This window comes from Pseudomonas sp. XP1, assembly GCF_053557675.1.
Genome location: NZ_JBNRIJ010000016.1, coordinates 79,304 through 105,166, shown reverse-complemented (window position 1 = coordinate 105,166; position 25,863 = coordinate 79,304). Strand labels below are relative to the sequence as shown.

General features: G+C 64.3%; 23 protein-coding genes. 10 read left to right on the top strand and 13 right to left on the bottom strand.

What is annotated here, in order from left to right; translation table 11 throughout:
- Window positions 1-68 precede the first annotated feature (68 nt).
- Entirely contained in the window at window positions 69-365 is a 297-nt protein-coding gene (locus ACK1U9_RS15880; protein WP_003252644.1) for a BolA family protein, read from the bottom strand.
- A gap of 10 nt (window positions 366-375) precedes the next feature.
- Entirely contained in the window at window positions 376-900 is a 525-nt protein-coding gene (locus ACK1U9_RS15875; RefSeq protein ID WP_003259051.1) for a DUF2059 domain-containing protein, read from the bottom strand.
- 155 nt (window positions 901-1,055) lie between these two features.
- Here ACK1U9_RS15875 and ACK1U9_RS15870 point away from each other — a divergent pair, with 155 nt between their 5' ends.
- Window positions 1,056-2,450, top strand: a complete 1,395-nt coding sequence (locus tag ACK1U9_RS15870) for a class II fumarate hydratase (protein WP_046615553.1) — start codon at window positions 1,056-1,058, stop codon at window positions 2,448-2,450.
- A gap of 123 nt (window positions 2,451-2,573) precedes the next feature.
- Here the strand turns inward: ACK1U9_RS15870 and ACK1U9_RS15865 are convergent, their stop codons facing one another.
- Together ACK1U9_RS15865 and pap are read right to left on the bottom strand one after the other, a co-directional pair.
- Complete coding sequence (locus ACK1U9_RS15865; protein ID WP_085601020.1) at window positions 2,574-3,536, bottom strand: DMT family transporter; 963 nt, start codon at window positions 3,534-3,536, stop codon at window positions 2,574-2,576.
- A gap of 254 nt (window positions 3,537-3,790) precedes the next feature.
- Window positions 3,791-5,284: a polyphosphate:AMP phosphotransferase gene (gene pap / locus ACK1U9_RS15860; RefSeq protein WP_153671195.1), complete on the bottom strand. Its 1,494-nt coding sequence runs from the start codon at window positions 5,282-5,284 to the stop codon at window positions 3,791-3,793.
- 192 nt (window positions 5,285-5,476) lie between these two features.
- Between pap and mnmC the strand changes: the two genes are divergently transcribed.
- The 5 genes from mnmC (at window position 5,477) to ACK1U9_RS15835 (ending at window position 12,833) form a co-directional block, all read left to right on the top strand.
- Entirely contained in the window at window positions 5,477-7,441 is a 1,965-nt protein-coding gene (mnmC, locus tag ACK1U9_RS15855) for a bifunctional tRNA (5-methylaminomethyl-2-thiouridine)(34)-methyltransferase MnmD/FAD-dependent 5-carboxymethylaminomethyl-2-thiouridine(34) oxidoreductase MnmC (RefSeq protein ID WP_153671194.1), read from the top strand.
- A gap of 230 nt (window positions 7,442-7,671) precedes the next feature.
- Window positions 7,672-9,459: an N-acetylglutaminylglutamine amidotransferase gene (locus ACK1U9_RS15850; protein ID WP_108479978.1), complete on the top strand. Its 1,788-nt coding sequence runs from the start codon at window positions 7,672-7,674 to the stop codon at window positions 9,457-9,459.
- Between the two features lie 3 nt (window positions 9,460-9,462).
- Window positions 9,463-11,208, top strand: a complete 1,746-nt coding sequence (gene ngg, locus ACK1U9_RS15845) for an N-acetylglutaminylglutamine synthetase (RefSeq protein ID WP_046615558.1) — start codon at window positions 9,463-9,465, stop codon at window positions 11,206-11,208.
- A 129-nt stretch (window positions 11,209-11,337) separates the two neighbouring features.
- Complete coding sequence (locus ACK1U9_RS15840) at window positions 11,338-12,522, top strand: osmoprotectant NAGGN system M42 family peptidase (RefSeq protein ID WP_085601017.1); 1,185 nt, start codon at window positions 11,338-11,340, stop codon at window positions 12,520-12,522.
- Window positions 12,523-12,605: 83 nt separating this feature from the next.
- Window positions 12,606-12,833 (top strand): YheU family protein, encoded by a 228-nt coding sequence (locus ACK1U9_RS15835; RefSeq protein ID WP_003252629.1) that lies wholly within the window; start codon window positions 12,606-12,608, stop codon window positions 12,831-12,833.
- 52 nt (window positions 12,834-12,885) lie between these two features.
- On the opposite strand, the gene csrA is transcribed toward ACK1U9_RS15835, so the two are convergent.
- The 7 genes from csrA to ACK1U9_RS15800 form a co-directional block, all read right to left on the bottom strand.
- Window positions 12,886-13,074 carry a carbon storage regulator CsrA gene (gene csrA, locus ACK1U9_RS15830; protein ID WP_108479980.1) on the bottom strand — a complete coding sequence of 63 codons (189 nt, stop codon included), beginning with the start codon at window positions 13,072-13,074 and terminating at the stop codon, window positions 12,886-12,888.
- Window positions 13,075-13,194: 120 nt separating this feature from the next.
- Window positions 13,195-14,004, bottom strand: coding sequence for an SDR family oxidoreductase (locus tag ACK1U9_RS15825; RefSeq protein ID WP_108479981.1), 810 nt, complete (start codon window positions 14,002-14,004; stop codon window positions 13,195-13,197).
- A 144-nt stretch (window positions 14,005-14,148) separates the two neighbouring features.
- Window positions 14,149-15,081: a D-2-hydroxyacid dehydrogenase gene (locus ACK1U9_RS15820; protein WP_108479982.1), complete on the bottom strand. Its 933-nt coding sequence runs from the start codon at window positions 15,079-15,081 to the stop codon at window positions 14,149-14,151.
- Window positions 15,082-15,083: 2 nt separating this feature from the next.
- Entirely contained in the window at window positions 15,084-15,377 is a 294-nt protein-coding gene (locus ACK1U9_RS15815) for a YcgL domain-containing protein (protein ID WP_108479983.1), read from the bottom strand.
- Window positions 15,374-16,507, bottom strand: coding sequence for a ribonuclease D (rnd, locus tag ACK1U9_RS15810; protein ID WP_085601014.1), 1,134 nt, complete (start codon window positions 16,505-16,507; stop codon window positions 15,374-15,376). The genes ACK1U9_RS15815 and rnd overlap by 4 nt, the downstream gene beginning before the upstream one ends.
- Window positions 16,508-16,782: 275 nt before the next feature.
- A complete protein-coding gene (locus ACK1U9_RS15805; protein ID WP_108479985.1) occupies window positions 16,783-18,420 on the bottom strand; it encodes a phosphoethanolamine transferase in 1,638 nt (545 codons plus the stop codon).
- 165 nt (window positions 18,421-18,585) lie between these two features.
- Window positions 18,586-18,951: a 5-carboxymethyl-2-hydroxymuconate Delta-isomerase gene (locus ACK1U9_RS15800; RefSeq protein WP_046616473.1), complete on the bottom strand. Its 366-nt coding sequence runs from the start codon at window positions 18,949-18,951 to the stop codon at window positions 18,586-18,588.
- A gap of 116 nt (window positions 18,952-19,067) precedes the next feature.
- Here ACK1U9_RS15800 and ACK1U9_RS15795 point away from each other — a divergent pair, with 116 nt between their 5' ends.
- Window positions 19,068-19,304: a YdcH family protein gene (locus ACK1U9_RS15795; protein WP_108479986.1), complete on the top strand. Its 237-nt coding sequence runs from the start codon at window positions 19,068-19,070 to the stop codon at window positions 19,302-19,304.
- Between the two features lie 123 nt (window positions 19,305-19,427).
- Here the strand turns inward: ACK1U9_RS15795 and ACK1U9_RS15790 are convergent, their stop codons facing one another.
- On the bottom strand, window positions 19,428-20,609 hold the full coding sequence (locus ACK1U9_RS15790) for a trans-sulfuration enzyme family protein (protein WP_046616475.1): 1,182 nt from the start codon (window positions 20,607-20,609) through the stop codon (window positions 19,428-19,430).
- A 92-nt stretch (window positions 20,610-20,701) separates the two neighbouring features.
- Between ACK1U9_RS15790 and ACK1U9_RS15785 the strand changes: the two genes are divergently transcribed.
- Window positions 20,702-21,163 carry an Lrp/AsnC family transcriptional regulator gene (locus ACK1U9_RS15785; RefSeq protein ID WP_046616476.1) on the top strand — a complete coding sequence of 154 codons (462 nt, stop codon included), beginning with the start codon at window positions 20,702-20,704 and terminating at the stop codon, window positions 21,161-21,163.
- Window positions 21,164-21,290: 127 nt separating this feature from the next.
- Here the strand turns inward: ACK1U9_RS15785 and ACK1U9_RS15780 are convergent, their stop codons facing one another.
- Complete coding sequence (locus ACK1U9_RS15780) at window positions 21,291-23,621, bottom strand: FdhF/YdeP family oxidoreductase (protein WP_046616477.1); 2,331 nt, start codon at window positions 23,619-23,621, stop codon at window positions 21,291-21,293.
- A 347-nt stretch (window positions 23,622-23,968) separates the two neighbouring features.
- Between ACK1U9_RS15780 and moaA the strand changes: the two genes are divergently transcribed.
- Window positions 23,969-24,973, top strand: coding sequence for a GTP 3',8-cyclase MoaA (moaA, locus tag ACK1U9_RS15775; protein WP_449110001.1), 1,005 nt, complete (start codon window positions 23,969-23,971; stop codon window positions 24,971-24,973).
- A 20-nt stretch (window positions 24,974-24,993) separates the two neighbouring features.
- The coding region (locus ACK1U9_RS15770) for a bestrophin family protein (RefSeq protein ID WP_449110000.1) at window positions 24,994-25,863 on the top strand (870 nt) is incomplete at its 3' end.

Here is a 25,863-nt window from a genome sequence, read left to right as displayed (position 1 = left end):
CCGGCGATGGGCTGCACAGCAGCCCCCTTTTGGGATGTTGCGGATTCTACCAGAACAACAGCAAGGTTTCAGTGCCCGCCGCCCGCGCACACCGGCGAGGCCGGTGCCACGCCGACCTTGGCCCACTCTTCGGCGGTGTAGGTGTGGATGGCCAGGGCATGGATCTCGCCCATCAGCTCACCCATGGTGGCGTACACCTTCTGGTGGCGCTTGACGCTGTTCAACCCGGCAAACTGCTCGCTGACGATCACTGCCTTGTAGTGGGTCTCCTGACCACGACTGTGCATGTGGCTTTCATTGAGCACTTGCAGGTGTTGCGGCGCCAGGGCGGCCAGCTGCTGTTCGATACGCTGTTGCATGGTCATCGCGGCGTACTCACTTCTTCGCCGGGGCGGCGGCCTTGCCAGCGTTCGGGTCCAGTTCCTTGGTCATGTCGTCCAGCAGCTTGTTCACCACCGGTACCGCTGGCTCCAGGCTCTGCTGGGTCAGCTGGGCCGACTGCTGGGTGACCTTGGGCATTTCGCGCAGCACTTTCTTGCCCAGCGGCGATTCGTAGAACTTGACCAGGTCCTTGAGCTCCTGCTCGGTGAAGGTCTGGGTGTAAAGGTCGACCATCTTCGGCTTCAGCTTGTTCCAGCCGATGGCGTTGTCCAGCGCGGCGTTGGCCTTGGCCTGGTAGCTTTCCAGCACCGGCTGCTTGGTGGCCGGGGCCTTGGTCTGGGCGAAACGCTGGGCGAACATCTGCTGGACCTGCATGTACACCGGGGTGCCCAGCTTGTCGGCGTTGGCCAGGGTCAGGAATTTCTCGGCAGCAGCGTTGTGGCTGGCGGTGGCAGCGAGTACCTGGCCGCTGGCGCAAGCCAGGGCAACGGCGGCACAAAGGACACGGAGACGGGTCATTGCATTTCCTTCAGAAGAGAGGGAGGCGGGTACCTCAGAGTAGAGCATTCTGCGCCGTGGTGGCGATGTGCTCAAGTGGCACGACGAGCGACGGAACCGCTCGGTCGAATCAGGGCCTAAACTGCGATTTCGAACTACACAGGAGTGAGTACAGAATGAGCCGTATCGAGACAGACAGCCTGGGCCCGGTCGAAGTTCCTGAGGACGCCTACTGGGGTGCGCAGACCCAGCGTTCGCTCATCAACTTCGCCATTGGCAAGGAACGCATGCCCATCGCGGTGCTGCACGCCCTGGCGCTGATCAAGAAGGCCGCAGCACGCGTAAACGACCGTAACGGCGACTTGCCAGCCGACATCGCCCGGCTGATCGAACAGGCCGCCGACGAAGTGCTGGGCGGCCAGCATGACGACCAGTTCCCGCTGGTGGTCTGGCAGACCGGCAGCGGCACGCAGAGCAACATGAACGTCAACGAAGTGATCGCCGGGCGGGCCAACGAACTGGCCGGCAAGGGCCGTGGCGGCAAGGCGCCCGTGCACCCCAACGACCACGTCAACCGCTCACAGAGTTCCAACGACTGCTTCCCCACCGCCATGCACATCGCTGCGGCGCACGCGGTGCACGACAAGCTGCTGCCGGCCATCGCCGAGCTGTCCTCGGGGCTGGCCGAGCTGTCGGCACGCCACCACAAGCTGGTAAAGACCGGCCGCACGCACATGATGGACGCCACGCCGATCACCTTCGGCCAGGAAGTGTCGGCCTTCGTCGCCCAGCTCGACTACGCCCAGCGTGCCATCCGCGCCACCCTGCCGGCGGTGTGCGAACTGGCCCAGGGCGGCACTGCCGTGGGTACCGGCCTCAACGCCCCGCATGGTTTTGCCGAAGCCATCGCCGCCGAGCTGGCGGCGCTGTCCGGCCTGCCGTTCGTCACTGCGCCGAACAAGTTCGCTGCCCTCGCCGGCCACGAGCCGCTGACCAGCCTGGCCGGCGCCCTGAAAACCCTGGCCGTGGCCCTGATGAAAATCGCCAACGATTTGCGCCTGCTGGGTTCCGGCCCGCGCGCCGGGCTGGCCGAGGTACGCCTGCCGGCCAACGAGCCGGGCAGCTCGATCATGCCAGGCAAGGTCAACCCGACCCAGTGCGAAGCGCTGTCGATGCTGGCCTGCCAGGTGCTGGGCAACGACGCGGCGATCGGCTTTGCCGCCAGCCAGGGGCATTTGCAACTGAACGTGTTCAAGCCGGTGATCATCCACAACCTGCTGCAGTCGATCGAGTTGCTGGCTGACGGCTGCCGCAACTTCCAGCAGCACTGCGTGGCGGGCATCGAGCCGGATGCCGAGCAGATGAAGGCGCACCTGGAACGTGGGCTGATGCTGGTGACGGCGCTGAACCCGCATATTGGCTACGACAAGGCGGCGGAAATTGCCAAGAAGGCCTATGGCGAAGGCAAGACCTTGCGCGAAGCGGCACTGGAGTTGAAGTACCTGACCAATGAGCAGTTCGACCAGTGGGTGAGGCCGGAGAACATGCTGGCTCCGGGGGGCAAGGGCTAAGTTCTTCATTGCCTGTACTGGCCCTATCGCCGGCAAGCCGGCTCCCACAGGTACCCCACAATGCTCAGGCCTGTGGTAATCCTGTGGGAGCTGGCTTGCCGGCGATAGGGCCAGTACAGGCGATCAATTAACCTGGGCCAACCGCGCCCTGCGGGCTCGCCACCCGGCCACCAGCGAAGGCCCCAGCGCCACCAGTGCAGAGCCGAGCACCACGGTCACCGCCCCCACATAGCCCAGGGCATTGATGTCCTCGGCGTGCACGTACTCAGGCCACACCAACGCCGCCAGCGCCACCGCGACGAAGGTCACCAGCGGGGTCAGCGCCAGCGTGGCACTCACCCGCGACGCCTCCCAGTGCGCCAGCGCCTCGGCGAACGCGCCGTAGGCCACCAGGGTGTTCAGGCAACAGGCCAGCAACAGCCAGCCTTGCACCGGGGTCAGCTGCAACGCCTCCAAGGGGTGGGCCCAAGGCGTCAGCAGCGCGGCGCAGCTGAGGTAGATCACCATCATTACCTGCTGCGAATGCCATACAGTCAGCAGTTGCTTCTGGCTGAGCGCATAGAACACCCAGACACTGGTAGCCAGCAGGATGGTCAGCACGCCGGTGGTGTAGGTACCGAGCGAGGTCAGCAGCTCTTCCAGGCGCTGGTTGAAAAACAGCCCGAACCCCGTCAGCAGGATCAGCAGGCCCACGCCCTGCCCCAGGCTGAAACGCTCGCGGAACACGAACACGCTGGCCACCAGCAACAGTACCGGGCCGATCTGCACGACCAGTTGCGCGGTGCCCGGGCTTAGCAGGTTCAGGCCGATCAGGTACAGCACGTAGTTGCCCATCAGGCCGAACACGGCCACTACCACCAGGCCTTTGCCCTTGGGCGCCAGTTTGCTGAAGGAAGGCAACCTGCGCTTGGCGGCCAGCCAGGCGAACAGCAGGCCACCGGAAACCAGCAGGCGGTACCAGGTGACGGTGACCGGGTCGACCACCTGCAGCACCTGCTTGAGCTTGATCGGCAGGATGCCCCAGAGCAGCGCAGTCAGAAGTGCCAGGAACAGCCCATAGCCCCAGCGGCCGGTAATGGTGTGCATAAAATCCTCGATCAAGCCCGTGGTGGGGGTAGTTGAATTCTACGGGCTTGGAGGACGGGGACGGTGGCAAGTGCCGAGAAAAGAATTCATCAGGTCATTCTTCTGCGGCATGGCTTGGCGGGTGTGCTGTCTGTTCTGGCCTCTTCGCGGGTAAACCCGCTCCCACAGGGATCACACAACATTCAGCCCTGTGGTATTCCTGTGGGAGCGGGTTCACCCGCGAAGAGGCCGGCACAGGCAAACAGGAACTTCGATTATTTCTTGTCCTTGGCAAACGCCGCCTCAAGCGCCTGGTTGATGGTGCGCAACACCTTCACTCGCGCCCAGCGCTTGTCGTTGGCCTCCACCAGCGTCCACGGCGCAATCTCGGTACTGGTGCGGTCGACCATGTCGCCCACCGCCTGGACATACTCGTCCCACTTGTCGCGGTTGCGCCAGTCGTCCTCGGTGATCTTGTAGCGCTTGAACGGGATCTGCTCGCGCTCTTCGAAACGCTCCAGCTGGGTCTGCTGGTCGATCGCCAGCCAGAACTTGACCACCACCGTGCCGGCATTCACCAGCTGCTCCTCGAAATCGTTGATCTCGCTGTAGGCACGCATCCAGTCGGCCGGGCTGCAGAAGCCTTCCACCCGCTCCACCAGCACCCGGCCATACCAGGAACGGTCGAAGATGGTGAACTTGCCACGCGCCGGAATGTGCCGCCAGAACCGCCACAGGTAAGGCTGCGCGCGTTCTTCTTCAGTGGGCGCGGCAATCGGCACGATGCGGTACTGGCGCGGGTCCAGCGCGGCGGCCACGCGGCGGATGGCACCGCCCTTGCCGGCAGCGTCGTTGCCTTCGAACACCGCCACCAGGGCATGCCGGCGCATGTGCTTGTCGCGCAGCAGGCCGGCCAGGCGGGCCTGCTCGGTGACCAGTTGCTCCTGGTAGTCGGGCTTGTCCAGGCGCAGGGTCATGTCCAGCGCGCCGAGCAGGCTGCGCTGGTCGATGCTGCGGCCCAGCGGGGCGACATTGCCCCGGTGCTTGCCTTTGGGGTTGTTGTCCAGTGCCGCCTGCAGGCTTTCCAGCAGGATGCGCCCTACTGCCAGGCTGCGGTAGTTCGGGTCGACGCCCTCGATGACATGCCACGGCGCGTAATCGCGGCTGGTGCGGCGCAGCACGCGCTCACCAAAGCGCACGAAACGGTCGTAGGTTTTTGACTGCTGCCAGTCCAGCGGGCTGATCTTCCAGCTGTGCAGCGGGTCGTCCTTGAGCGACTTCAGCCGCGCCTTCATCTGCTTCTTGGACAGGTGGAACCAGAACTTGATGATCAGTGCACCTTCGTCGCAGAGCATCTCCTCCAGCCGTTCGGCGCCGGTGATGGCCTGGTCGAGCACGGCATCCTTGAACACCCCGTGCACCCGCCCCTGCAGCATCTGGCTGTACCAGTTGCCGAAGAACACGCCCATCCGCCCCTTCGGTGGCAGGGCCCGCCAGTAGCGCCAGGCCGGCGGGCGGGCCAGTTCTTCGTCGGTCTGCTGGTCGAAGGTGAGCACATCGATCATGCGCGGGTCCATCCACTCGTTGAGCAGCTTGACCGTCTCGCCCTTGCCGGCGCCTTCGATACCGTTGATCAGCACGATCACCGGGAAGCGTGCCTGCTGCTTGAGTTCGTACTGGGCTTCGAGCAGGGCCTCGCGCAAAGCGGGTACCTCGGCGTCGTAAGCCTCCTTGTCGATGCTGTGGCCGATTTCTGCGGATTCGAACATGCACTGGCTCCTTCAATGGATAAGCAAGACTAGCGGATTTATGTATCGCCTGTATGGGCCCTATCGCCGGCAAGCCAGCTCCCACAGGATCAGTAACTGTGGGAGCCGGCTTGCCGGCGATAGGGCCGGTACGGCCAGCGCAAAATCATCAGATGGCATAAAATCCGCCCATCCGCTGCAACCGAGCCAACCATGTCCACCCTCCTCCAGCATGCCCAGATCGACTGGGACGACCAAGGCCGCCCACATTCGCGGCAATACGACGACGTCTATTTCGCAGTCAACGAAGGCATCGAAGAAACCAAACACGTGTTTCTCGGGCAAACCCGCCTGGCCGAGCGCTTTGCCAACCTCGCCCCGCACGCCTGCCTGGTGATCGGCGAAACCGGGTTCGGCACTGGCATGAACTTCTACTGCGCCTGGCAACTGTTCGAGCAACACGCCCACGCCGAGGCTCGCCTGCATTTCGTCAGCGTCGAAAAGTACCCGCTCGGTCGCGAAGACATGGCCCGCGCCATACGCCTGTGGCCGGAACTGGCGGCCTACAGCCAGCCCCTGCTGGAGCAGTACGTGGCAGTGCACCCTGGCTTCCAGCAGTTCACCTTCGACAACGGCCGGGTCACCCTCACCCTGTTGATAGGCGACGTACTGGAACAGTTGCCGCAACTCGATGCGCAGATCGACGTGTGGTTCCTCGACGGCTTCGCCCCGGCCAAGAATCCCGACATGTGGACCCCGGAGCTCTTCGCGCAACTGGCACGGCTGTCACACCCGGGCACCGTGCTGGGCACCTTCACCACCACCGGCTGGGTACGCCGCAGCCTGGTGGACGCCGGCTTCGCCATGAAGAAGGTGCCGGGTATCGGCAAGAAATGGGAAGTGATGAGCGGTGCCTATGTCGGCCCTTTGCCAAGCCCCGGCGCGCCATGGTACGCGCGCCCGGCTGCCGCAGCGGGGCAGCGTGAAGCGCTGGTGATAGGCGCCGGGCTCGCCGGCAGCACAACCGCCGCCAGCCTGGCCCGGCGTGGCTGGCAGGTTACCGTGCTGGAACGCCACGACACCCCGGCACAGGAAGCTTCGGGTAACCCGCAAGGGGTGCTGTACCTCAAGCTGTCCGCCCATGGCACGGCGCTGTCGCAGATGATCCTGGCCGGTTTCGGTTACACCCGGCGCCAGCTTCAGCGCCTGCAACGTGGCCGCGACTGGGATGCCTGTGGCGTGCTGCAACTGGCCTTCGACAGCAAGGAAGCCGAACGCCAGGGCAAACTGGCTGGCGCCTTCGAACCTGGCCTGTTGCACTCGCTGGAACGTGAAGAGGCCGAAGCCATCGCCGGGGTGGCCTTGCCGGCTGGTGGGCTGTTCTATCCCGAAGGTGGCTGGGTGCACCCCCCGGCGCTGTGCCAGCAGCAGTTGCAGCACCCGGGTATTCGCCTGCTGATGCACCACGAGGTGCTCGAACTGCGCCATGTCGACGGGCAGTGGCAAGCCTGGGCGGGCGAACGCTTGCTGGCCAACGCGCCGGTGGTGGTCCTGGCCGGTGCCGCCGACGTATTGCGCTTCGAGCCATGCGCGCACCTGCCGCTCAAGCGCATCCGCGGGCAGATCACCCGCCTGCCGGCCACCACCAGCAGCCGCGCGCTGCGCACCGTGGTGTGTGCGGAAGGCTATGTGGCGCCGCCGCGCGGGGATGAACATACCTTGGGCGCGAGCTTCGACTTCCATAGCACAGACCTGGCGCCGACGGTGGCAGAGCACCAGGGCAACCTGGCATTGCTGGACGAGATTTCGCTCGACCTGGCCCAGCGTCTGGGCACCGCCGAACTTAACCCCGGGCAATTGCAGGGGCGCGCGGCGTTCCGTTGCACCAGCCCGGATTACCTGCCGATAGTCGGGCCGGTGGCGGATGCGCAGGCGTTCGCCCAGGCCTATGCAGTGCTGGGCCGGGATGCGCGGCAGGTGCCGAATGTAGCCTGCCCCTGGCTGGATGGGTTGTATGTGAACAGCGGGCATGGCTCGCGCGGGTTGATCACGGCACCGTTGAGCGGCGAACTGGTGGCAGCCTGGGTGTGCGGGGAACCGCTGCCGTTGCCACGGGCGGTGGCGGAGGCGTGCCACCCGAACCGGTTTGCCTTGCGCAGGTTGATTCGCGGCAAGTGATCGGCCGGGGGCTGCTGCGCAGCCCAATCGCCGGCAAGCCAGCTCCCACAGGGACCGCGCAAGTCCCCAGGCCTGTGGTGAACCTGTGGGAGCGGGCGAGCCCGCGAAGGGCTGCGCAGCAGCCCCATATAACAGATCGATCTAAAACTCTCACAAACCACATGGGTCAGTTCCTTAAGGTGCCCTAATCCGGGGCACCCCCTCCCCAACGGAAAAACCGGTAAGGACCTATGTGCGGATTAGCAGGAGAGTTGCGTTTCACCCCCATCGACCAAGCCCCTCGCCCAGCCGACCTGGCTGCGGTAGAGCGCATAACCCACCACCTGGCGCCCCGTGGCCCGGATGCCTGGGGCTTCCATAGCCAAGGCCCGATCGCCCTCGGCCACAGGCGCCTGAAAATCATGGACTTGTCCGACGGCTCTGCCCAGCCGATGGTCGACAACACCCTGGGCCTGTCGCTGGCCTTCAACGGCGCCATCTACAACTTCCCCGAACTGCGCCAGGAGCTAGAAGCCCTGGGCTACAGCTTCTGGTCCGACGGCGACACCGAGGTGCTGCTCAAGGGCTACCACGCCTGGGGCGCGGCCCTGTTGCCCAAGCTCAATGGCATGTTCGCCCTGGCCATCTGGGAGCGCGACAACCAGCGCCTGTTCCTCGCCCGCGACCGCCTGGGTGTCAAACCCTTGTACCTGTCGCGCAACGGCGAGCGCCTGCGCTTCGCCTCGACCCTGCCGGCGCTGCTCAAAGGTGGCGACATCGACCCGATGCTCGACCCGGTGGCACTCAACCACTACCTGAATTTCCACGCCGTGGTGCCGGCGCCGCGCACCCTGCTGGCCAACGTGCAAAAGCTGGAACCCGGCACCTGGATGCGCATCGACCGCCATGGCGAAGTGGAACGCCAGACCTGGTGGCAGCTGCACTACGGCGCCAACCCCGATGAACGCGAACTGGACCTGGAAGGCTGGACCACCCGCGTGCTTGACGCCACCCGCGAAGCCGTGGCCATTCGCCAACGGGCAGCGGTGGACGTTGGTGTGCTGCTGTCTGGTGGGGTCGATTCCAGCCTGCTGGTCGGCCTGCTGCGCGAAGTGGGTGTGGACGACCTGTCGACCTTCTCCATCGGTTTCGAGGATGCCGGTGGCGAACGCGGCGACGAGTTCCAGTATTCCGACCTGATCGCCAAACACTACGGCACCCGTCACCACCAGCTGCGCATCGCCGAGCACGAGATCATCGAGCAATTGCCAGCCGCCTTCCGCGCCATGAGCGAGCCGATGGTCAGCCACGACTGTATCGCCTTCTACCTGCTGTCGCGGGAAGTGGCCAGGCACTGCAAGGGCGTGCAAAGCGGCCAGGGCGCCGACGAGCTGTTCGCCGGCTACCACTGGTACCCACAGGTGGACGGTGCCGAGGATGCCTTTGCCGCCTACCGCGAGGCCTTCTTCGATCGCAGCCACGCCGAGTACCGCGACACCGTGCAGGCACCCTGGTTGCTGGAAACCGACGCGGCCGGCGATTTCGTTCGTGAACACTTCGCCCGCCCCGGTGCCCCCGATGCCGTAGACAAGGCGCTGCGCCTGGACAGCACGGTGATGCTGGTCGACGACCCGGTCAAAAGAGTCGACAACATGACCATGGCCTGGGGCCTGGAGGCGCGCACGCCGTTCCTCGACTACCGACTGGTGGAGCTGTCGGCACGCATTCCGGCACGTTTCAAGCTGCCCGACGGCGGCAAGCAGGTGCTCAAGCAGGCGGCGCGGCGGGTGATCCCGCACGAGGTGATCGACCGCAAGAAGGGCTACTTCCCGGTCCCGGGCCTGAAGCACCTGGAAGGTGCCACCCTCGGCTGGGTGCGTGAGCTGCTGACTGACCCCAGCCAGGACCGCGGGCTGTTCAACCCGGCCATGCTCGACCGCCTGCTGAGTAACCCGCACGGCCAGCTGACACCGCTACGTGGCTCCAAACTGTGGCAGCTGGCAGCGCTGAACCTGTGGCTGAGCGAACAAGGAATCTGACCGATGAAAGCCCACGAAATTGCTTACGGTCAGCGCCTGCTGCGCGGCCAGGCGCCGTCCTATGAACGCCTGCAGGCGCGCCTGGCCGGCGACGGCAGCCAGCCCCACGCCCAGCCACGCGCCGTGCATTGCGGCTGGGGCCGGCTGCTGATCGGCCACACCTACCCCAACCCGGCCGACCTGGCCGCCGACCTGCTGGAAGAACGCCCCGGCGAGCGCGACATCGCCCTGTACGTGGCCGCGCCGCAGCAGCTGCTGGCCCAGGCCCCGCAGCAACTGTTTCTCGACCCGTCCGACACCCTGCGCCTGTGGTTTACCGACTATCGCCCGGCGCAACGGGTGTTCCGCGGCTTCCGCGTGCGCCGGGCGCAGAACCCGGGCGACTGGCAGGCGATCAATACCCTGTACCAGGCGCGCGGCATGCTGCCGGTCGACCCCGAGCTGCTTACCCCTCTGCATCTGGGCGGCCCGGTATACTGGCTGGCCGAGGACGAAGACACCGGCGCGGTGATCGGCAGCGTCATGGGCCTGAACCACGCCAAGGCATTCGACGACCCCGAGCACGGCAGCAGCCTTTGGTGCCTGGCTGTAGACCCGCAGTGCACCCGCCCTGGCGTGGGTGAAGTGCTGGTGCGCCATCTGGTCGAACACTTCATGAGCCGCGGCCTGGCCTACCTGGACCTGTCGGTGCTGCACGACAACCGCCAGGCCAAGCGCCTGTACCAGAAGCTGGGTTTTCGCAACCTGCCGACCTTCGCGGTCAAGCGCAAGAACGGCATCAACGAACAACTGTTTCTGGGGCCTGGCCCTCAAGCCGACCTCAACCCGTACGCACGCATCATCGTCGACGAAGCGCTGCGTCGAGGCATCGAAGTCCAAGTGGACGATGCCGCTGGCGGCCTGTTCACCCTCAGCCTGGGCGGGCGCCGCATTCGCTGCCGTGAGTCGCTCAGCGACCTGACCAGCGCCGTGACCATGACCCTGTGCCAGGACAAGCGCCTGACCCAGCATGCCCTGCACAATGCCGGGCTGAAGGTGCCGGCGCAGCAGTTGGCCGGCAATGCCGACGAAAACCTGGCGTTTCTCGACGAGCATGGCGCGGTGGTGGTCAAGCCGGTCGATGGCGAGCAAGGCCAGGGAGTGGCGGTGAACCTCACCTGTATCGACGACATCACCCACGCCGTGGCGCAGGCCCGCCAGTTCGACAGCCGCGTGTTGCTGGAAAGCTTCCATGCCGGGCATGACCTGCGCATCGTGGTGATCGGCTATGAAGTGGTAGCGGCAGCCATCCGCCACCCGGCGCAGGTGTTGGGCGATGGCAAACACAGCATCCGCCAGCTGATCGACGCCCAGAGCCGTCGGCGCCAGGCCGCAACCGGTGGCGAAAGCCGCATTCCGCTGGACGACGAAACCGAGCGCACCCTGCGCGCGGCGGGCTTTGGCTATGACGACGTGTTGCCTGCAGGCCAGCGCCTGGCCGTGCGACGCACCGCCAACCTGCACACCGGCGGCACCCTGGAAGACGTGACCGAACGCCTGCACCCGGTGCTGGCCGACGCCGCGGTGCGCGCAGCACGGGCGCTGGAGATTCCGGTAGTGGGGCTGGACTTCATGGTGCGGGATGCCGGGCAACCGGAATACGTGATTATCGAGGCCAACGAGCGTGCCGGGTTGGCCAACCATGAACCGCAACCGACCGCCGAGCGTTTTATCGACCTGCTGTTTCCGCATAGCCGGCCTTTGGCGTAACCGCTGCTGGCCCTATCGCCGGCAAGCCAGCTCCCACAGGTACCCCACAGGCGCTGAACTCTGTGGGTTTCCTGTGGGAGCGGGTTTACCCGCGAAGAGGCAGGCACAGGAGTAAAGGAGTCCCCAACCATGTCCGACCGACATCCCGAACCCGATCTCGACTACCTCAAGCGCGTGCTGCTGGAGATGCTCGCCATCCCCAGCCCCACCGGATTCACCGACACCATCGTGCGCTACGTGGCCGAACGCCTGGACGAACTGGGCATCCCCTTCGAACTGACCCGCCGCGGCACCATCCGCGCCACCCTCAAGGGCCGCCAGACCTCGCCCGACCGCGCCGTGTCCGCTCACCTGGACACCATCGGCGCCAGCGTGCGCCAGTTGCAGGAAAACGGCCGCCTGGCCCTGGCGCCGGTCGGTTGCTGGTCCAGTCGCTTCGCCGAAGGCAGCCGGGTCAGCGTGTTCACCGACACCGGCGTGTACCGGGGCAGCGTGCTGCCGCTGATGGCCAGCGGGCATGCCTTCAACACCGCCATCGACCAGATGCCGATCAGCTGGGAGCACGTTGAGGTGCGCCTGGACGCCTACTGCGCCACCCGCGCCGACTGCGAAGCGCTGGGTGTAAGCATCGGTGATTTCGTTGCCTTCGACCCGCTGCCCGAATTCACCGAAAGCGGCCACATCAGCGCCCGCCACCTGGACGACAAGGCCGGCGTGGCAGCGCTGCTGGCGGCGCTGAAAGCCGTGGTGGAAAGCGGCCGCCAACCGTTGATCGACTGCCACCCGCTGTTCACCATCACCGAAGAGACCGGTTCGGGAGCAGCTGGCGCCCTGCCCTGGGATGTCAGCGAGTTCGTCGGCATCGACATCGCCCCCGTGGCGCCCGGGCAGGCCTCCAGCGAGCATGCGGTGAGCGTGGCCATGCAGGACTCGTCGGGGCCTTACGACTACCACTTGTCCCGGCACCTGCTGAAACTGGCCGGTGACCACGACCTGCCGGTGCGGCGCGATCTGTTCCGCTACTACTTCAGCGATGCCCATTCGGCAGTGACGGCGGGGCACGATATTCGTACCGCGCTGGTGGCCTTTGGTTGCGATGCCACGCATGGCTACGAGCGAACGCACATCGACAGCCTGGCGGCGTTGAGCCGCTTGTTGTCGGCGTACCTGCTGAGCCCGCCGGTGTTTGCCAGTGATTCGCAGCCGGCCAATGCGTCATTGGAGCGCTTCAGCCATCAGCTGGAACATGATGCGCAAATGGAGAGCGATACGCGGGTGCCGGCGGTGGATAGCCTTGTCGGAAACAAGGCTTGAGGCCCTGGGGGTTGCGTTGCAGCCCCAAAATGCCAGATGTTTCGCGTAGCATGCCCCCACCAACACCCTAGGCAACGCCCACCATGCTGATCCCCTACGACCAACTGCAAGCCGAAACCCTGACCCGCCTGATCGAGGACTTCGTCACCCGTGACGGTACCGACAACGGTGACGACACCCCGCTGGAAACCCGCGTGCTGCGGGTGCGCCAGGCATTGGCCAAGGGCCAGGCGTTCATCCTGTTCGACCTGGAAAGCCAGCAGTGCCAGTTGCTGGCCAAGCATGATGTGCCCAGGGAGCTGCTCGACTAGCAGGTATGGCCTTTTCGCGGGCGTGCCCGCGAAGAGGCCGGCACAGGCAACATCAGATTGCATGGGTTTTGTCTTTCTGCCCTGCCTTGATGCGCTTGTACACCTCGGCCCGATGCACCGACACCTGCCGCGGTGCATCCACGCCAAAGCGCACCACCCCGTCCCGCGTTTCCACGACCATGATCCGAATGTCATCACCAATCATGATGATCTCTCCCACTTCGCGCCCTATTACCAGCATGCTCCGATCCTCCAACGAAAGGGAAAACCGGAGCCTGCCTTGACGGCATAGGGCTACTCAATAGTTCTGCCGTGATTCAGAAGCGCCCTACATTTCCTGGTAACTTTCCTTACAGACGAATCATCGCGACTGAGCCTTGGCCCGCATTTTCACCGCCATCTCAGCCATCTCGTCGTAAAGCCGCTCAGGGGTCTGGCGCTTCAGCTGCCAGGCCTGGCGCCCGGCCTCATGGGGCAGTATCAGGAACTCGCCGGCGGCTACCTGCCGGTGGATGTGCTCGGCGATGTCCGCCGCGTTGATTGGCGAGCCTTCCAGCAGCTTGCCAACCTGGGCTTTCATCGCAGGGTTCGGCCCGCGGAACGAGTCCAGCAGGTTGGTCTGGAAGAACGACGGGCACACCACATGCACCGCCACCTCCAGTTGCCGTAGCTCGACCAGCAGGCTTTCCGACAGGGCCAGCACGCCGGCCTTGGCCACGTTGTAGTTGCTCATGCCCGGGCCCTGCATCAGCGCGGCCATCGAGGCGATGTTGATGATCCGCCCCTTGCTGCGCTCCAGCAGCGGCAGGAAGGCCTTGCAGCCCTTGACCACGCCCATCAGGTTGACCGCGATCTGCCAGTCCCAGTCCTCCAGCGACAGTTCGGCGAAGAACCCGCCTGAAGCGACGCCGGCATTGTTGACGATCACGTCGATACCACCGAACTGCTCGGTGCAGGCCTGGGCCAGGGCGGTGAGCTGGCTGTAGTCGCGCACGTCGCAACGCTGGACAAAGCCATCGCCGCCGGCTGCGCGGGCCAGCTCCAAGGTTTCGCGCAGGCCGGTTTCGTTGACATCGGCCAGCGCCAGGCGCCAGCCCTCACGCGCCCAGCGCAGGGCGATCTCGCGACCGAGGCCGGACCCGGCCCCGGTGATCATGATGCGGTTTTGCATGTTGGCTGGCCTTGTTCTGACGGTTTGTGCAACCAGTCTAATCAAGGCCTGGGCGGCAGGCAGGGTTCATCAGGGTAGTGAATGGACGGGCATGAGCGCATGGTTAGCCTCGTGCTGCGAAGAGGCCGGTACAGGCACTAAATATCAATAGCCCCGGGCGAAGTCCACTTCACCTCGCAACCCTTGCCCCGCCGCGTACGCCCGCACGTTCTCGACAAACAACCGCACCATCGCCGCCGGCGAGGTGGGCGCCGAGCTGTGCCCGGTCAGCAGCAAGCCCCAGGCTGTCCAGAACGGGTGTTGCCTGGGCAACGGCTCCTGCCGGCAGACATCGATCACGGCCCCCGCCAGGTGCCCTTCCTTCAGCGCCTCGACCAGGTCAGCGTCGACCACCGCCGCCCCACGCCCGGCATTGATGAACAGCGCCGTGGGCTGGAAGCACTTGAACAGTGCCGCGTCATACAGGTCGTGGGTGGCCGGGGTATCCGGCAACAGGTTGAGCACGTAGTCGACCTGCCCAACCATGCGCGGCAGGTCGGCCAGCGCCGCAACCTCGACGAACGGCGCCTGCTCGCGGGCGCTGCTGGCAACGCCATACAGCACCACGCCAAACGCCTGCAGGAACTCGGCCACCCGCTGGCCAATGTCGCCAGTGCCGACGATCAGCACCTTGCGCCCTTCCAGGGTACGCCCCGGGCGGTCATCCCAACGCCGCTCGACCTGGCTGACCAGGCGCGACAGCACCTCGCGCTCATGGCCGAGCATGTAGGTGAGCATGTACTCGGCCATCACCTGGCCAAAGATGCCCACGGCACGGGTCAGGCGATAGTCGCGCGGCAGGCCTTCGGCCAGCAGCGGGGTGATACCGGCCCAGGTGGACTGCATCCAGCCCGGTTTGTGGCCCTGGCGCAGCAGGCTTGCCAGCAGGTCCGGCTGGCCCAGCCACACCGGGCACTGAGGCGCCTGGCGGGCCAGTTCGGCGGAGTCGCCGCTGGTCAGGATTTCCAGCTCTGGCGCGGCTGCGCGCAAAATCTCGGCGTATCGAGCATGATCATGCTCAGCAATCAGTACTCGCATGATCAGGCAGGGTCGTTACGGCGCAGCAATTCTTCGGGCAGGTGCTCGATGTAGTCGTCTTCCGGCGGCGGCATCTGCAGGTGGTAACCCTGGTTGTCGAGGTTTTCCAGCACCTTGGCGATGTCCTCGCGGGCCAGCTTGCGCTCGGGGGTAAGCACCAGGTCGAAGGCGTGCATGGGGGTGCCGAAGAATGGCAGCAGGCCGTCAGGTACGCGCCCAAGGCCGTCGGCCTTGAGCACGTACAGGTACATTTCGTTCTTGCGGGGGCTCTTGTAGATAGAGCAAATGCGTTTCATCGGGTCTCTCCGGCGCCTGCCAGGCTGTCCAGCAGGGCCTGGCCCATGCGCTCACGGCGCCAGCCGCGCAGCGAATCGGGCAATTGATAGGGGCCATTGGGGTAGCCGCTCTTGAGCAGCGCTTCCAGGGCTTTCTTGCGCAGCATCAGCTCGGGGGCAATGCCCAGGCGCTCACCTTCGGCCTGGCCGATGGCACGCAGCTGCTTGAGGATGCCGGCAGCCTCGATCGGCAAAGGCTCGGGCAAGGCCTGTGGCCATTGCTCGGCTGGCAGGCTGGCGGCACGCTTGATCAGCTCGATGAGGAACTCACCGTCCTGACGAATGGTGCGCGGATGCATCTCGTCGATCTTGGCCAGCGCCGACAGGTTGCTCGGCTGGCTCTTGGCCATGGGCCACAGCGAGTGCTCCTTGAGAATGCGGTTGCGCGGCACGTCGCGGTTGCGCGCTTCACGCTCGCGCCAGGCGCACAGCTCACGCAGCACTGCCAGTTGCTGGGGGGCCAGCTTCCAGGCCAGCTTGACGTCGCGGTACAGGCTTTCGGGCTCGACTTCGCGGCGCAATGCGGCCACCAGTTCGGCGCCGTCCTCCAGCACCCAGGCGTACTTGTCGTCACTCAGGCGCGGGCGCAACACGGTGAACAACTCGGCCAGGTGCACGGCATCCTCGGCGGCATAGCTGACCTGGGTTTCCGAGAGCGGGCGCTGCAGCCAGTCGGAACGGGTTTCGCCCTTGGGCAAGTCGATACCCAGCACTTCCTGCACCAGGCGCGAATAACCCATGGAGAAGCCCAGGTTCAGGTAGCCGGCGGCCAGCTGGGTATCGAACAGCGGCTGTGGCAGCTTGCCGGTCAGGCGCAGCAGCACTTCGAGGTCTTCGCTGCAGGCGTGCAGCACCTTGACCACGCCGCTGTCATCCAGCAGTTCGGCCAGCGGTTGCCAGTTGCCGATCAGCAACGGGTCGATCAGGAAGGCACGCTGGCCATCGCCGATCTGGATCAGCCCGGCTTTCGGGTAGAAGGTGTCGACCCGCATGAATTCGGTGTCGACGGCGACGAAGGGCAGCTGGTGCCAGTCGCGGCAGTGTTCGGCCAGGCTCTGGTCGTCACGGATCCAGTGTATTTCGATGGCCACGAGGCTCTCCCACTAACATTGGCGCGCAGTATATACGGCGCGGGCACTGCTGGTGAAACCTGCGCCATCCTTGATATCGATCAGTGGTGCTGTTGTGCGTGTTCAGGCAGCAGCAACTCTCGTGCGCAAAATCCGCAAGCTTCGCGATCCCAGTGGGAGCGGGCATGCCCGCGAACACGGGCGAAGCCCGTGCCATCCACCGCGTCGCCTGCTTCGCGGGCATGCCCGCTCCCACAAAGACCGCGCAAGCTAGCGGTTTTTGAATGCGCTTTGCCTCAGCGCTTGGCTGCCAGCCACGGCCGGCAGCTGGCGAACATGTCCAGCGACTGCTGGTAGACCTCGGTGTGCACCTGCAACAGGCCGAGCATCGAGTGGAACAGGTTGTCTTGCGACAGCGGTGCATCGCTGAGCTTGGCCAGGCAGTCGGTGTCGACGCCGAAGTCTTCCTTGTAGCTGTCGGAGAACCAGGTCAGCAGCGGCACGTGCTTCTGCTGCTCGGGGGCAATGGCGTAGGGCGTGCCGTGCAAGAACAGGTTGTATTCACCCAGCGACTCGCCGTGGTCGGACAGGTAGATCATCGCCGTGTCGACCTTGTCCTGCTTGCTGCGCAGGGTGTCGATCAGCGACGCCAGCACCTTGTCGGTATAGGCCAGGGTGTTGTCGTAGCCGTTGACGATTTCCTGCTCGCTGCACTGGTCCAGCGCGTTGCTCTGGCACACCGGGGCAAAACGCTGGTCGGCGCCGGGGTAGCGCTTGAAGTACTCAGGCCCGTGGCTGCCCATCTGGTGCAGCACCAGCACGGTGTCCTTGTCGAGGTTGTCGATCAGCTCACCCAGGCCCTGCAGCAGGATCTGGTCATGGCATTCACCATCAGCGCACGACTGCGGGTCCTTGAGGTTGCTGACATCAATGAACTGCACACGGTCGCAGGTGCCCTTGCAGCCTGACTGGTTGTCACGCCACTGCACCGCCAGGCCGACACGCTGGAGGATGTCCAGCAACCCTTCGCGGTTCTTCGCCACCCGGGCATCGTAGTCCTTGCGCTTCATGCCAGAGAACATGCACGGCACCGAGACGGCGGTTTCCGTGCCGCAGGAGTGCACATCGGAGAACGCCAGCAGGCCCTGTTCCCTTGCAAGGTTCGGTGTGGTGTCGCGGTTGTAGCCAAGCACGCCGAAGTGGTCTGCCCGCGCACTTTCACCCACCACGAGCACGGTCAGCGACTTGCGTTCATGCTTTTGCCAGGCGGCATCTCGCTTGGCATCTTCGCCATAATGCTGGAAGGGGTGTGATGCGGTACCGACGCGCTCGCTGACATAACCGATGGAGGCACCCACGATATTGCTGGGGGTGAGCATCAGGCGCAGTTCGTGGTGGTTGCGAAACAGCGACGACAGGCCCTGGTAGTTGACCAGTGCCACCGAGCCCAGGGCCACCACGCAGGCACCGCCAACCACCAGCTTGCCGAGCAGTTCACGGTGCCAGGCGCGATAGGCGATCGGTGCCTTCCACAACAGCACCGAAGGCACTACACCGAGGCCCAGGATATACAAGGCAAACTTCAACGAAAGCAAGTCACGCACTTCTGCCGCGTTGGTTTCCGCGATATTACGGAACATGCCCGCATCAATAAGTACACCATACTGGTTCATGAAGTAAGCCACGCCCGCGCCACTCATGAACAACACGATGAGTATTGGCTTCAATACGTAACGGAAGGCGAACAACGTGAGGATCAGGTTAAATGCGAACAGCATCAATACGGCAAACGCCAGGCTCAGCCATAGCCCCGGCAAACCGGGCGGTACGACCTGTTCAAGATGCTGCCAGAGGAAGACATTGAAGCCGATCAGCAGGTAAAGGCTGGCCAGCAGCGTGACCCATTCAGTCCGCAGGGATTTGAAGTTGAGCATCAGCGTCCGCAATCAAGAGTGATTATCAGCCCGAGGGCCTGCGCGGCACCGGGGAAACTTGGCTGAACTCTAGAAAGCGTGCCATCAATATTTTGTGAAAAAGACGCCAACAAATTCGTGAGCAGGCGCCTTTTCTACATTAAAAGAAGTTCATTCAGCGCTTGTTCAGCGTGGCAGGCGTTCCTTGGCGTACGGCTCGCGGTCGATGTCCAGCACTTCCACGCACAGCTGGATGTCCAGCCCAGGCTGCTTGGGGATGGCCTCACGCAATACATCCAGCAGGCTGGCGGACAGTTGCTTCTTCACCTCGGGCGAGCGCCCGCTGAGGATGGCCAAGCGCACATGGGCAAAGGCACGCTCGCCGGGCGCGGTGCCCACGCGATAGTGCTTGAAGGCTTCGGCGCGGCTCTTGATGTCGGCCTCGTCGGCGAACTGGCCACTGCCGACCAGGGCATGGTTCAGGCGCAGCAGCAGGGTATCGACGTTCAGCTCGCGCAGGTTGTCGCTGTATTCCAGGTTCAGGTGAGGCATGGCGCAGTTCCGGGTCACGGGGGAGATGCGACAGCCTACCCCAGTCCCCTACCTGCGCAAAGACGACTATCCTCAAAGGTCAGAACCATCCGCCAACCCCCGACAGAGGTGAAGAAATGCCAGTTCCGCATGATCTGCTCGCTGACCTGCACGTTACCGCTGATGCATTCCAGGCGCTCATGGACAAGGACCAGACGCTGCACTCACTGCACAAGGAATACAACGCAAAAGACAAAGAGGTGGTGGCCGCCGAAGCCAACGGCACCAACGACGACGCCGTCAACCGTCTGCGCAAGGAACGGTTGCTGATCAAGGACAAGATCGAACGGATCATTCATCCGCCCAAATCCTGACAGGAATTCATTGAATCCACCGGCCTCTTCGCGGATGACCTCGCTCCCACAGGTACAGTGCCAGACCTGAAAGCAGCCGAGTTCCTGCGGGAGCGGGTTTACCCGCGAAGAGGCCAGCAGCCCTCACACAACAGCCGCAGCCTTCAACGCCCCATCCAGATCGTCGACCAGGTCACGGTAATCCTCGATCCCCACCGACAACCGCAGCAGGTTTTCGCTGATGCCCATCACGCCCTTCTGCTCCGGGCTCAGCGAGCAGTGCGACATGCTCCAGGAATGGTTGATCATGCTTTCCACCCCGCCCAGCGAATCGGCCAGCACGAAGATCTGCAGCGCTTCCACCAGCCGGTTGAGCGCGGCCCGGTCGCCCTTGACCTTCATCGCCACCACCGCCCCACCCGTGCGCATCTGCCGTTTGCACAGTTCGTGCTGTGGATGGCTTTCCAGCCCCGGGTAATACACCTGCTCGATCTGCGCGTGGCTTTCGAGGAAGCGCGCTACCTGCAGGGCATTGGCACACTGGCGCTCCATGCGCACATCCAGGGTCTTCAGACCGCGCAGGGCCAGGTAGCAGTCGAACGGCCCCTGCACCGCGCCGATTGCCATGCTGATGCGGCGCAGGCGCGCCAAAAGGGCATCATTGGCGGCTACCACCACGCCACCGGTGAGGTCGGAGTGGCCGCCGATGTACTTGCTGGCCGAGTGCATCACCAGGTCCACGCCCAAGGTGATCGGGCGCTGGTTCCACGGCGAGCAGAAGGTGTTGTCGATGCAGGTGAGAATGCCCCGCGCCTTGGCCAGGTCGCACACCGCCTTGATATCGACCAGGTGCAGCAGCGGGTTGGTCGGCGATTCGATCCAGATCAGCTGGGTTTCCGGCTTGATGGCGGCGGCCACTGCCTCGAGATCGTTGAGGTCGACGTAGGTGGTGGTCAGGCCCGAGGTACGGCTGCGGTAGTCTTCGAGGATGCGGAAGGTACCGCCATACACACCGTTCATCACCACCACATGCGCATCCTTGGGCAGCAGCTCCAGCACGGTGGCGGTGGCGTTCACACCCGAGGCGCAGGCCACTGCGCCAACTCCTTCTTCCAGGGCGGCGACACAGGTTTCGTAGGCATGCCGGGTGGGGTTGCCGACGCGGCTGTAGGAGTATTCCGGCTTGTCGTCCAGGCTGCGCTTGGTGAACGAGCTGGCGGTGACGATCGCCGGGAAGATAGCGTTATCGGCGACACTGAACTGTTCACCGGCGTGAATGGTGCGGGTGGCGAAATTGCGCGGCTTGTCGGACATGGTCAGGCCCATTGGCAGAATGAAAGTTGCCACTATCGCACAACCCAAATCTTCTGGCCTTGGGGTAATCTGTGAAAAATTTTCCTCCACGGCCCACACGCAATATGGACAGCTTCGACCAGCACATTCTCACCCTGCTTCAGCGCGACGCCTCGATCTCGCTCAAGGACCTGGCAGAGGCCGTCAACCTGTCCACCACGCCGTGCTGGAAGCGGGTCAGACGCCTGGAGGAGGACGGCTACATTGTCGGCCGCGTTGCCCTGCTGGACCCGCAACGGCTGGGGCTGGGGCTGACGGTGTTCGTCCAGCTCAAGACCCAGCGCCACGACAGCGCCTGGCTGGAGCAGTTTGCCGCGACCGTGACCGGGTTCGAGGAAGTGATGGAGTTCTACCGCATGTCGGGGGACTGGGATTACATGCTGCGGGTGGTGGTGGGGGATATTGCGGCGTATGACCGGTTCTACAAGAAGCTGATTACCAGTACTGATGGGCTGTCGAACATTACTTCCAGTTTTGCCATGGAGCAGATGAAGTACACCACGGCTTACCCGGTGCATCGTTCCTGATTCCTGTATGGCAGTACCGGCCCTATCGCCGGCAAGCCAGCTCCCACAGGCACACCACAGGCTTTGAAATCTGTGCGTTCCCTGTGGGAGCTGGCTTGCCGGGGACAGGGCCCTTGCAGGCTATCTGTCAATCCGCGGCCAGCACCGCCGCAATCCGGTTCCCCGCCTTGGCTTTCTCGACCTTGATCGCCACGAACTTCGAAGTCGGCGTATAGGTCCCCTCGCCATAACTTTCCAGCGGCACCAGCGGGTTGGTTTCCGGGTAATAGGCCGCCGCCTGCCCCTCGGGCACGTCATACGCCACCAGGCGGAAGCCAGACACCCGCCGCTCCACGCCATCCTCCCACAGCGACACTAGGTCCACGTGCTCGCCTGGCTCGAAGCCCATCCGGCGGATGTCGACCTCGTTGACGAACACCACTTCACGCAGGCCGAACACCCCGCGATAACGGTCGTCCAGGCCATACAGGGTGGTGTTGTACTGGTCGTGCGAACGCAGTGTCTGCAGGATCAGGTCAGGCTTGTCACCACGCGCCAGCACCTTGGCATTCACCAGTTGCTCCGGCAGCTGGCTCGGGCTGAAGCGCGCCTTGCCTGTGGCCGTGCGCCAGGTACGGTCGGCGGCATTGTTACCCAGGTGGAAGCCGCCCGGGTGCTGCAGGCGCTCGTTGAAATCGGCAAAGCCGGGGATCACATCGGCAATCATGCTGCGGATACGGCCGTAGTCGGCAACTGCGTATTCCCAGTCGATCGGCTGCTTGCCCAGGGTCGCCTGGGCCATGCCGGCGATGATCCACGGCTCCGAGCGCAGGTGTGGCGAGCGCGGGCGCAGTTGGCCGTGGGAGATGTGCACCATGCTGAAGGTGTCCTCCACGGTCACGCCTTGCGGCCCGCTGGCCTGCATGTCGATTTCGGTACGGCCCAGGCACGGCAGGATCAACGCATCGCGGCCGGTGACCAGGTGCGAGCGGTTGAGCTTGGTGGAAATCTGCACGGTCAATGCGCAATTGCGCATGGCCGCATGAGTGCGCGGCGTATCCGGCGTAGCCTGGGCAAAGTTGCCACCCAGGCCGATGAACACCTTGGCACGCCCCTCCTCCATGGCCTTGATCGCCAGCACCGCGTTGTGCCCGTGTGCACGCGGCACGCGGAACCGGAAGCGCTTTTCGATGGCATCGAGCAGCGCCGCCCCGGGCTTCTCGTCGATGCCCATGGTGCGGTCGCCCTGCACGTTGCTGTGGCCACGCACCGGTGACAGGCCGGCACCGGGCTTGCCAACGTTGCCGCGCAGCAGCTGCAGGTTGACGATTTCCTGAACGGTCGGCACCGAGTGGCGGTGCTGGGTGACGCCCATGGCCCAGCACATGATCACCCGTTCGGCCTTGCGGTACATGCGCGCGGCCAGTTCGATCTCGGCCTGGGTCAGGCCCGATTGCTCGACGATGTGCGCCCAGGGCGTGGCATCCACGGCTTCCAGGTATGCGTCGATACCACTGGTGTGTTCGGCGATGAAGGCATGGTCGAACACCGCCGGTTCGCCATTTGCCTGGGCTTCGCGTTCCCACTGCAGCAGGTACTTGGCAATGCCGCGCATCACTGCCATGTCGCCGCCCAGGGCCGGGCGGAAGTAGGCCGTGTTGGTTGGTTCGGAGCCATTGCTGAGCATCTCGAACGGGTGCTGCGGGTGCTGGAAGCGCTCCAGGCCGCGCTCCTTGAGCGGGTTGAAGCAGACCACCTGCGCACCACGCTTCACCGCTTCACGCAGCGGTTCGAGCATGCGCGGGTGGTTGGTGCCAGGGTTCTGGCCGATGACGAAAATGGCATCGGCCAGCTCCAGGTCGTGGAACACCACGGTGCCCTTGCCCACGCCCAGGGTTTCCGACATGCCCACGCCGCTGGCTTCATGGCACATGTTCGAGCAGTCGGGGAAATTGTTGGTGCCGTAGGCACGGACGAACAGCTGATAGAGGAACGCCGCCTCGTTGCTGGCCCGGCCCGAGGTGTAGAACTCGGCCTGGTCGGGCGATTCGAGTGCGCGCAAGTGTTGGGCAACCAGCGCAAAGGCTTCTTCCCAGCTGGTTTCTACATAGTGGTCGGTGGCCGCGTCATAGCGCATGGGGTGGGTCAGGCGGCCCTGGTACTCCAGCCAGTAGTCGGTCTGCTGGGCCAACGCACTGACGCTGTACTTGGCGAAGAACGCCGGGTCTACCGAGCGGCCGGTGGCTTCCCAGTTGACCGCCTTGGCGCCGTTCTCGCAGAACTTGACCATGTCGTTTTCCGGCGACTCGCCCCAGGCACAGCCGGGGCAGTCGAAGCCACCGTTCTGGTTGGTCTTGAGCATGGCCCGCAGGTTCTTGAACGCATTGTCGCTGCCCAGCCAGCTCTTGGTCACGCTCTTGAGCGCCCCCCAGCCAGCGGCGGCGCCCTTGTAGTCCCTGATGTGTTGGTCCTGGCTCATGCGATGAATCCTCACGCTTCGATGCTTTTTTTCAGCCTATGGAGCGTGAGGTAGAGCCGTCCAATCGAAAGATCTTACGGGGTGATAGGCGGTTTCGATCAAGGGTTGGAACCGCGTCACGGCCTTCTCGGGTGAACCCGCTCCCACAGGGCCCCACAGGTTTCGAGCCCTGCGCTTTACCTGTGGAAGCGCGTTTACCCGCGAATTGGGCGCCGCAATCAACACTTTGAAATACGTGGCCTGCAGCCATGATAGAGGCCATCGATCAAACGGTCGGACAAAGCAATTTGACGCCCCGGCGCCCAGGTTATAGCTTGAATCGAGTCCCAACCCATTCGAGCGCGAACGTGGAACAGAACAGCCGGGCCCTGATCGACGGCTTCAACCGGAAAATCGACTACCTGCGGATGTCGGTCACCGACCGCTGCGACTTCCGTTGTGTGTACTGCATGGCCGAAGACATGCAGTTCCTGCCGCGCCAGCAAATTCTCAGCCTCGAGGAGCTGTTCCAGGTGGCCGAGCGCTTCGTCGCCCTTGGCACCCGCAAGATCCGCCTGACCGGCGGCGAGCCGCTGGTGCGCCAAGGCATCGTCGACCTCTGCGGGCGCATCGCCGCCCTGCCCGGCCTGCGCGAATTGTGCCTGACCAGCAACGGCTCGCAACTTGGGCGCCTGGCCCAGCCGCTGTTCGACGCCGGTGTCACGCGCCTGAACATCAGCCTCGACAGCCTGGACGCCGAGCGCTTCAGGCAACTGACCCGCACCGGCGACCTGCACCAGGTGATCGCCGGCATCGGCGCCGCCCGCCAGGCCGGCTTCAAGCGCACCAAGCTCAACTGCGTGGTCCTCAAGGGCCGCAACGATCATGAACTGGTCGACCTGGTGCGCTTTGCCATCGACCGCGAGCTGGACATCACCTTCATCGAAGAAATGCCCTTGGGCGTGATCAGCGAACATGAGCGCGGCGAGTCGTTCTGCTCCAGCGATGAAGTACGTGCGCTGCTGGCCGAGCAGTACACTCTGGTCGAATCGACCGAGTCGTCCCAGGGCCCGGCCCGCTACTGGCGCCTGGCCGAAGCCGCCAACACTCGGGTCGGCTTCATTTCGCCACACAGCCACAACTTCTGCGCCACCTGCAACCGCGTGCGCCTCACTGTCGAAGGCCGCCTGCTGCTGTGCCTGGGCAATGAACACTCGGTGGACCTGAAGCAGGTGCTGCGCGCCCACCCCGGCAACCCCGAACGCCTGGAAAAGGCCATTCGTGACTCGCTGCACCTCAAGCCCTACCGCCATCATTTCGAAGTCGGTGGCGATGTGCAGATCCTGCGTTTCATGAACATGACCGGCGGCTAGCCAGCCGTCTCTGGATTGACATGATCGTCCACCCCACCCCCGATGTGCTGCGTGTGCTGTTCACCCTCAAGGGTTCGATCGTCAAACGCATTGCCCTGCGCTGCCTGACAATCACCCTGCTGGCCGCGCTGATCGTGTTGGTCGAGCGGCATTTCCCGGCGTTCTTCTACCCGGTCAGCGCCACCCCGTTCACCTTGCTGGGCCTGTCGCTGTCTATTTTCATGAGCTTTCGCAACAACGCCTGCTATGACCGCTGGTGGGAGGGGCGCAAGGCCTGGGGCAAGCTGATCATCGAAACCCGCTCGTTCGTGCGCGAAAGCCTGGTGATTACCGACGAAACCCTTCGTGCCGAACTGTTGCGCAGCCTGTGCGGCTTTGCCCATGCACTGAATGCACGGCTGCGCAACGAGGACGAACTGGCCGCCGCCCGGCCCTGGCTGGCACGGCCCGATGCGATCAGCGCGCACAACGTGTGCGACGCCATCCTGCGCGAAATGGGCGGGCACTGCTCGAGGTTGGCCGAACAGCAGCAGATCAGTGACTGGCGCTACAGCCTGCTTGAGCAGCGGCTGGTGGGCCTGACCGAAGTGCAGGCCACCTGCGAGCGGATCAAGGGCACGCCGTTGCCGTTCCCCTACACGCTGTTGCTGCACCGCACCATCTACATCTTCTGCCTGCTGCTGCCGTTTGCCCTGGCCGAGCCGCTGGGCTGGCTGGCGCCGCTGTTCACCACCATCGTGGGGTACACGTTCTTCGGGCTGGATGCGATTGGCAACGAACTGGAAGACCCGTTCGGGCGCGATGAGAACGACCTGCCGACCGATGCCATGGTGCGGACCGTGGAGCGTGATGTGCTGGCGGGGTTGGGGGAACAACAGCTACCGCCGGCG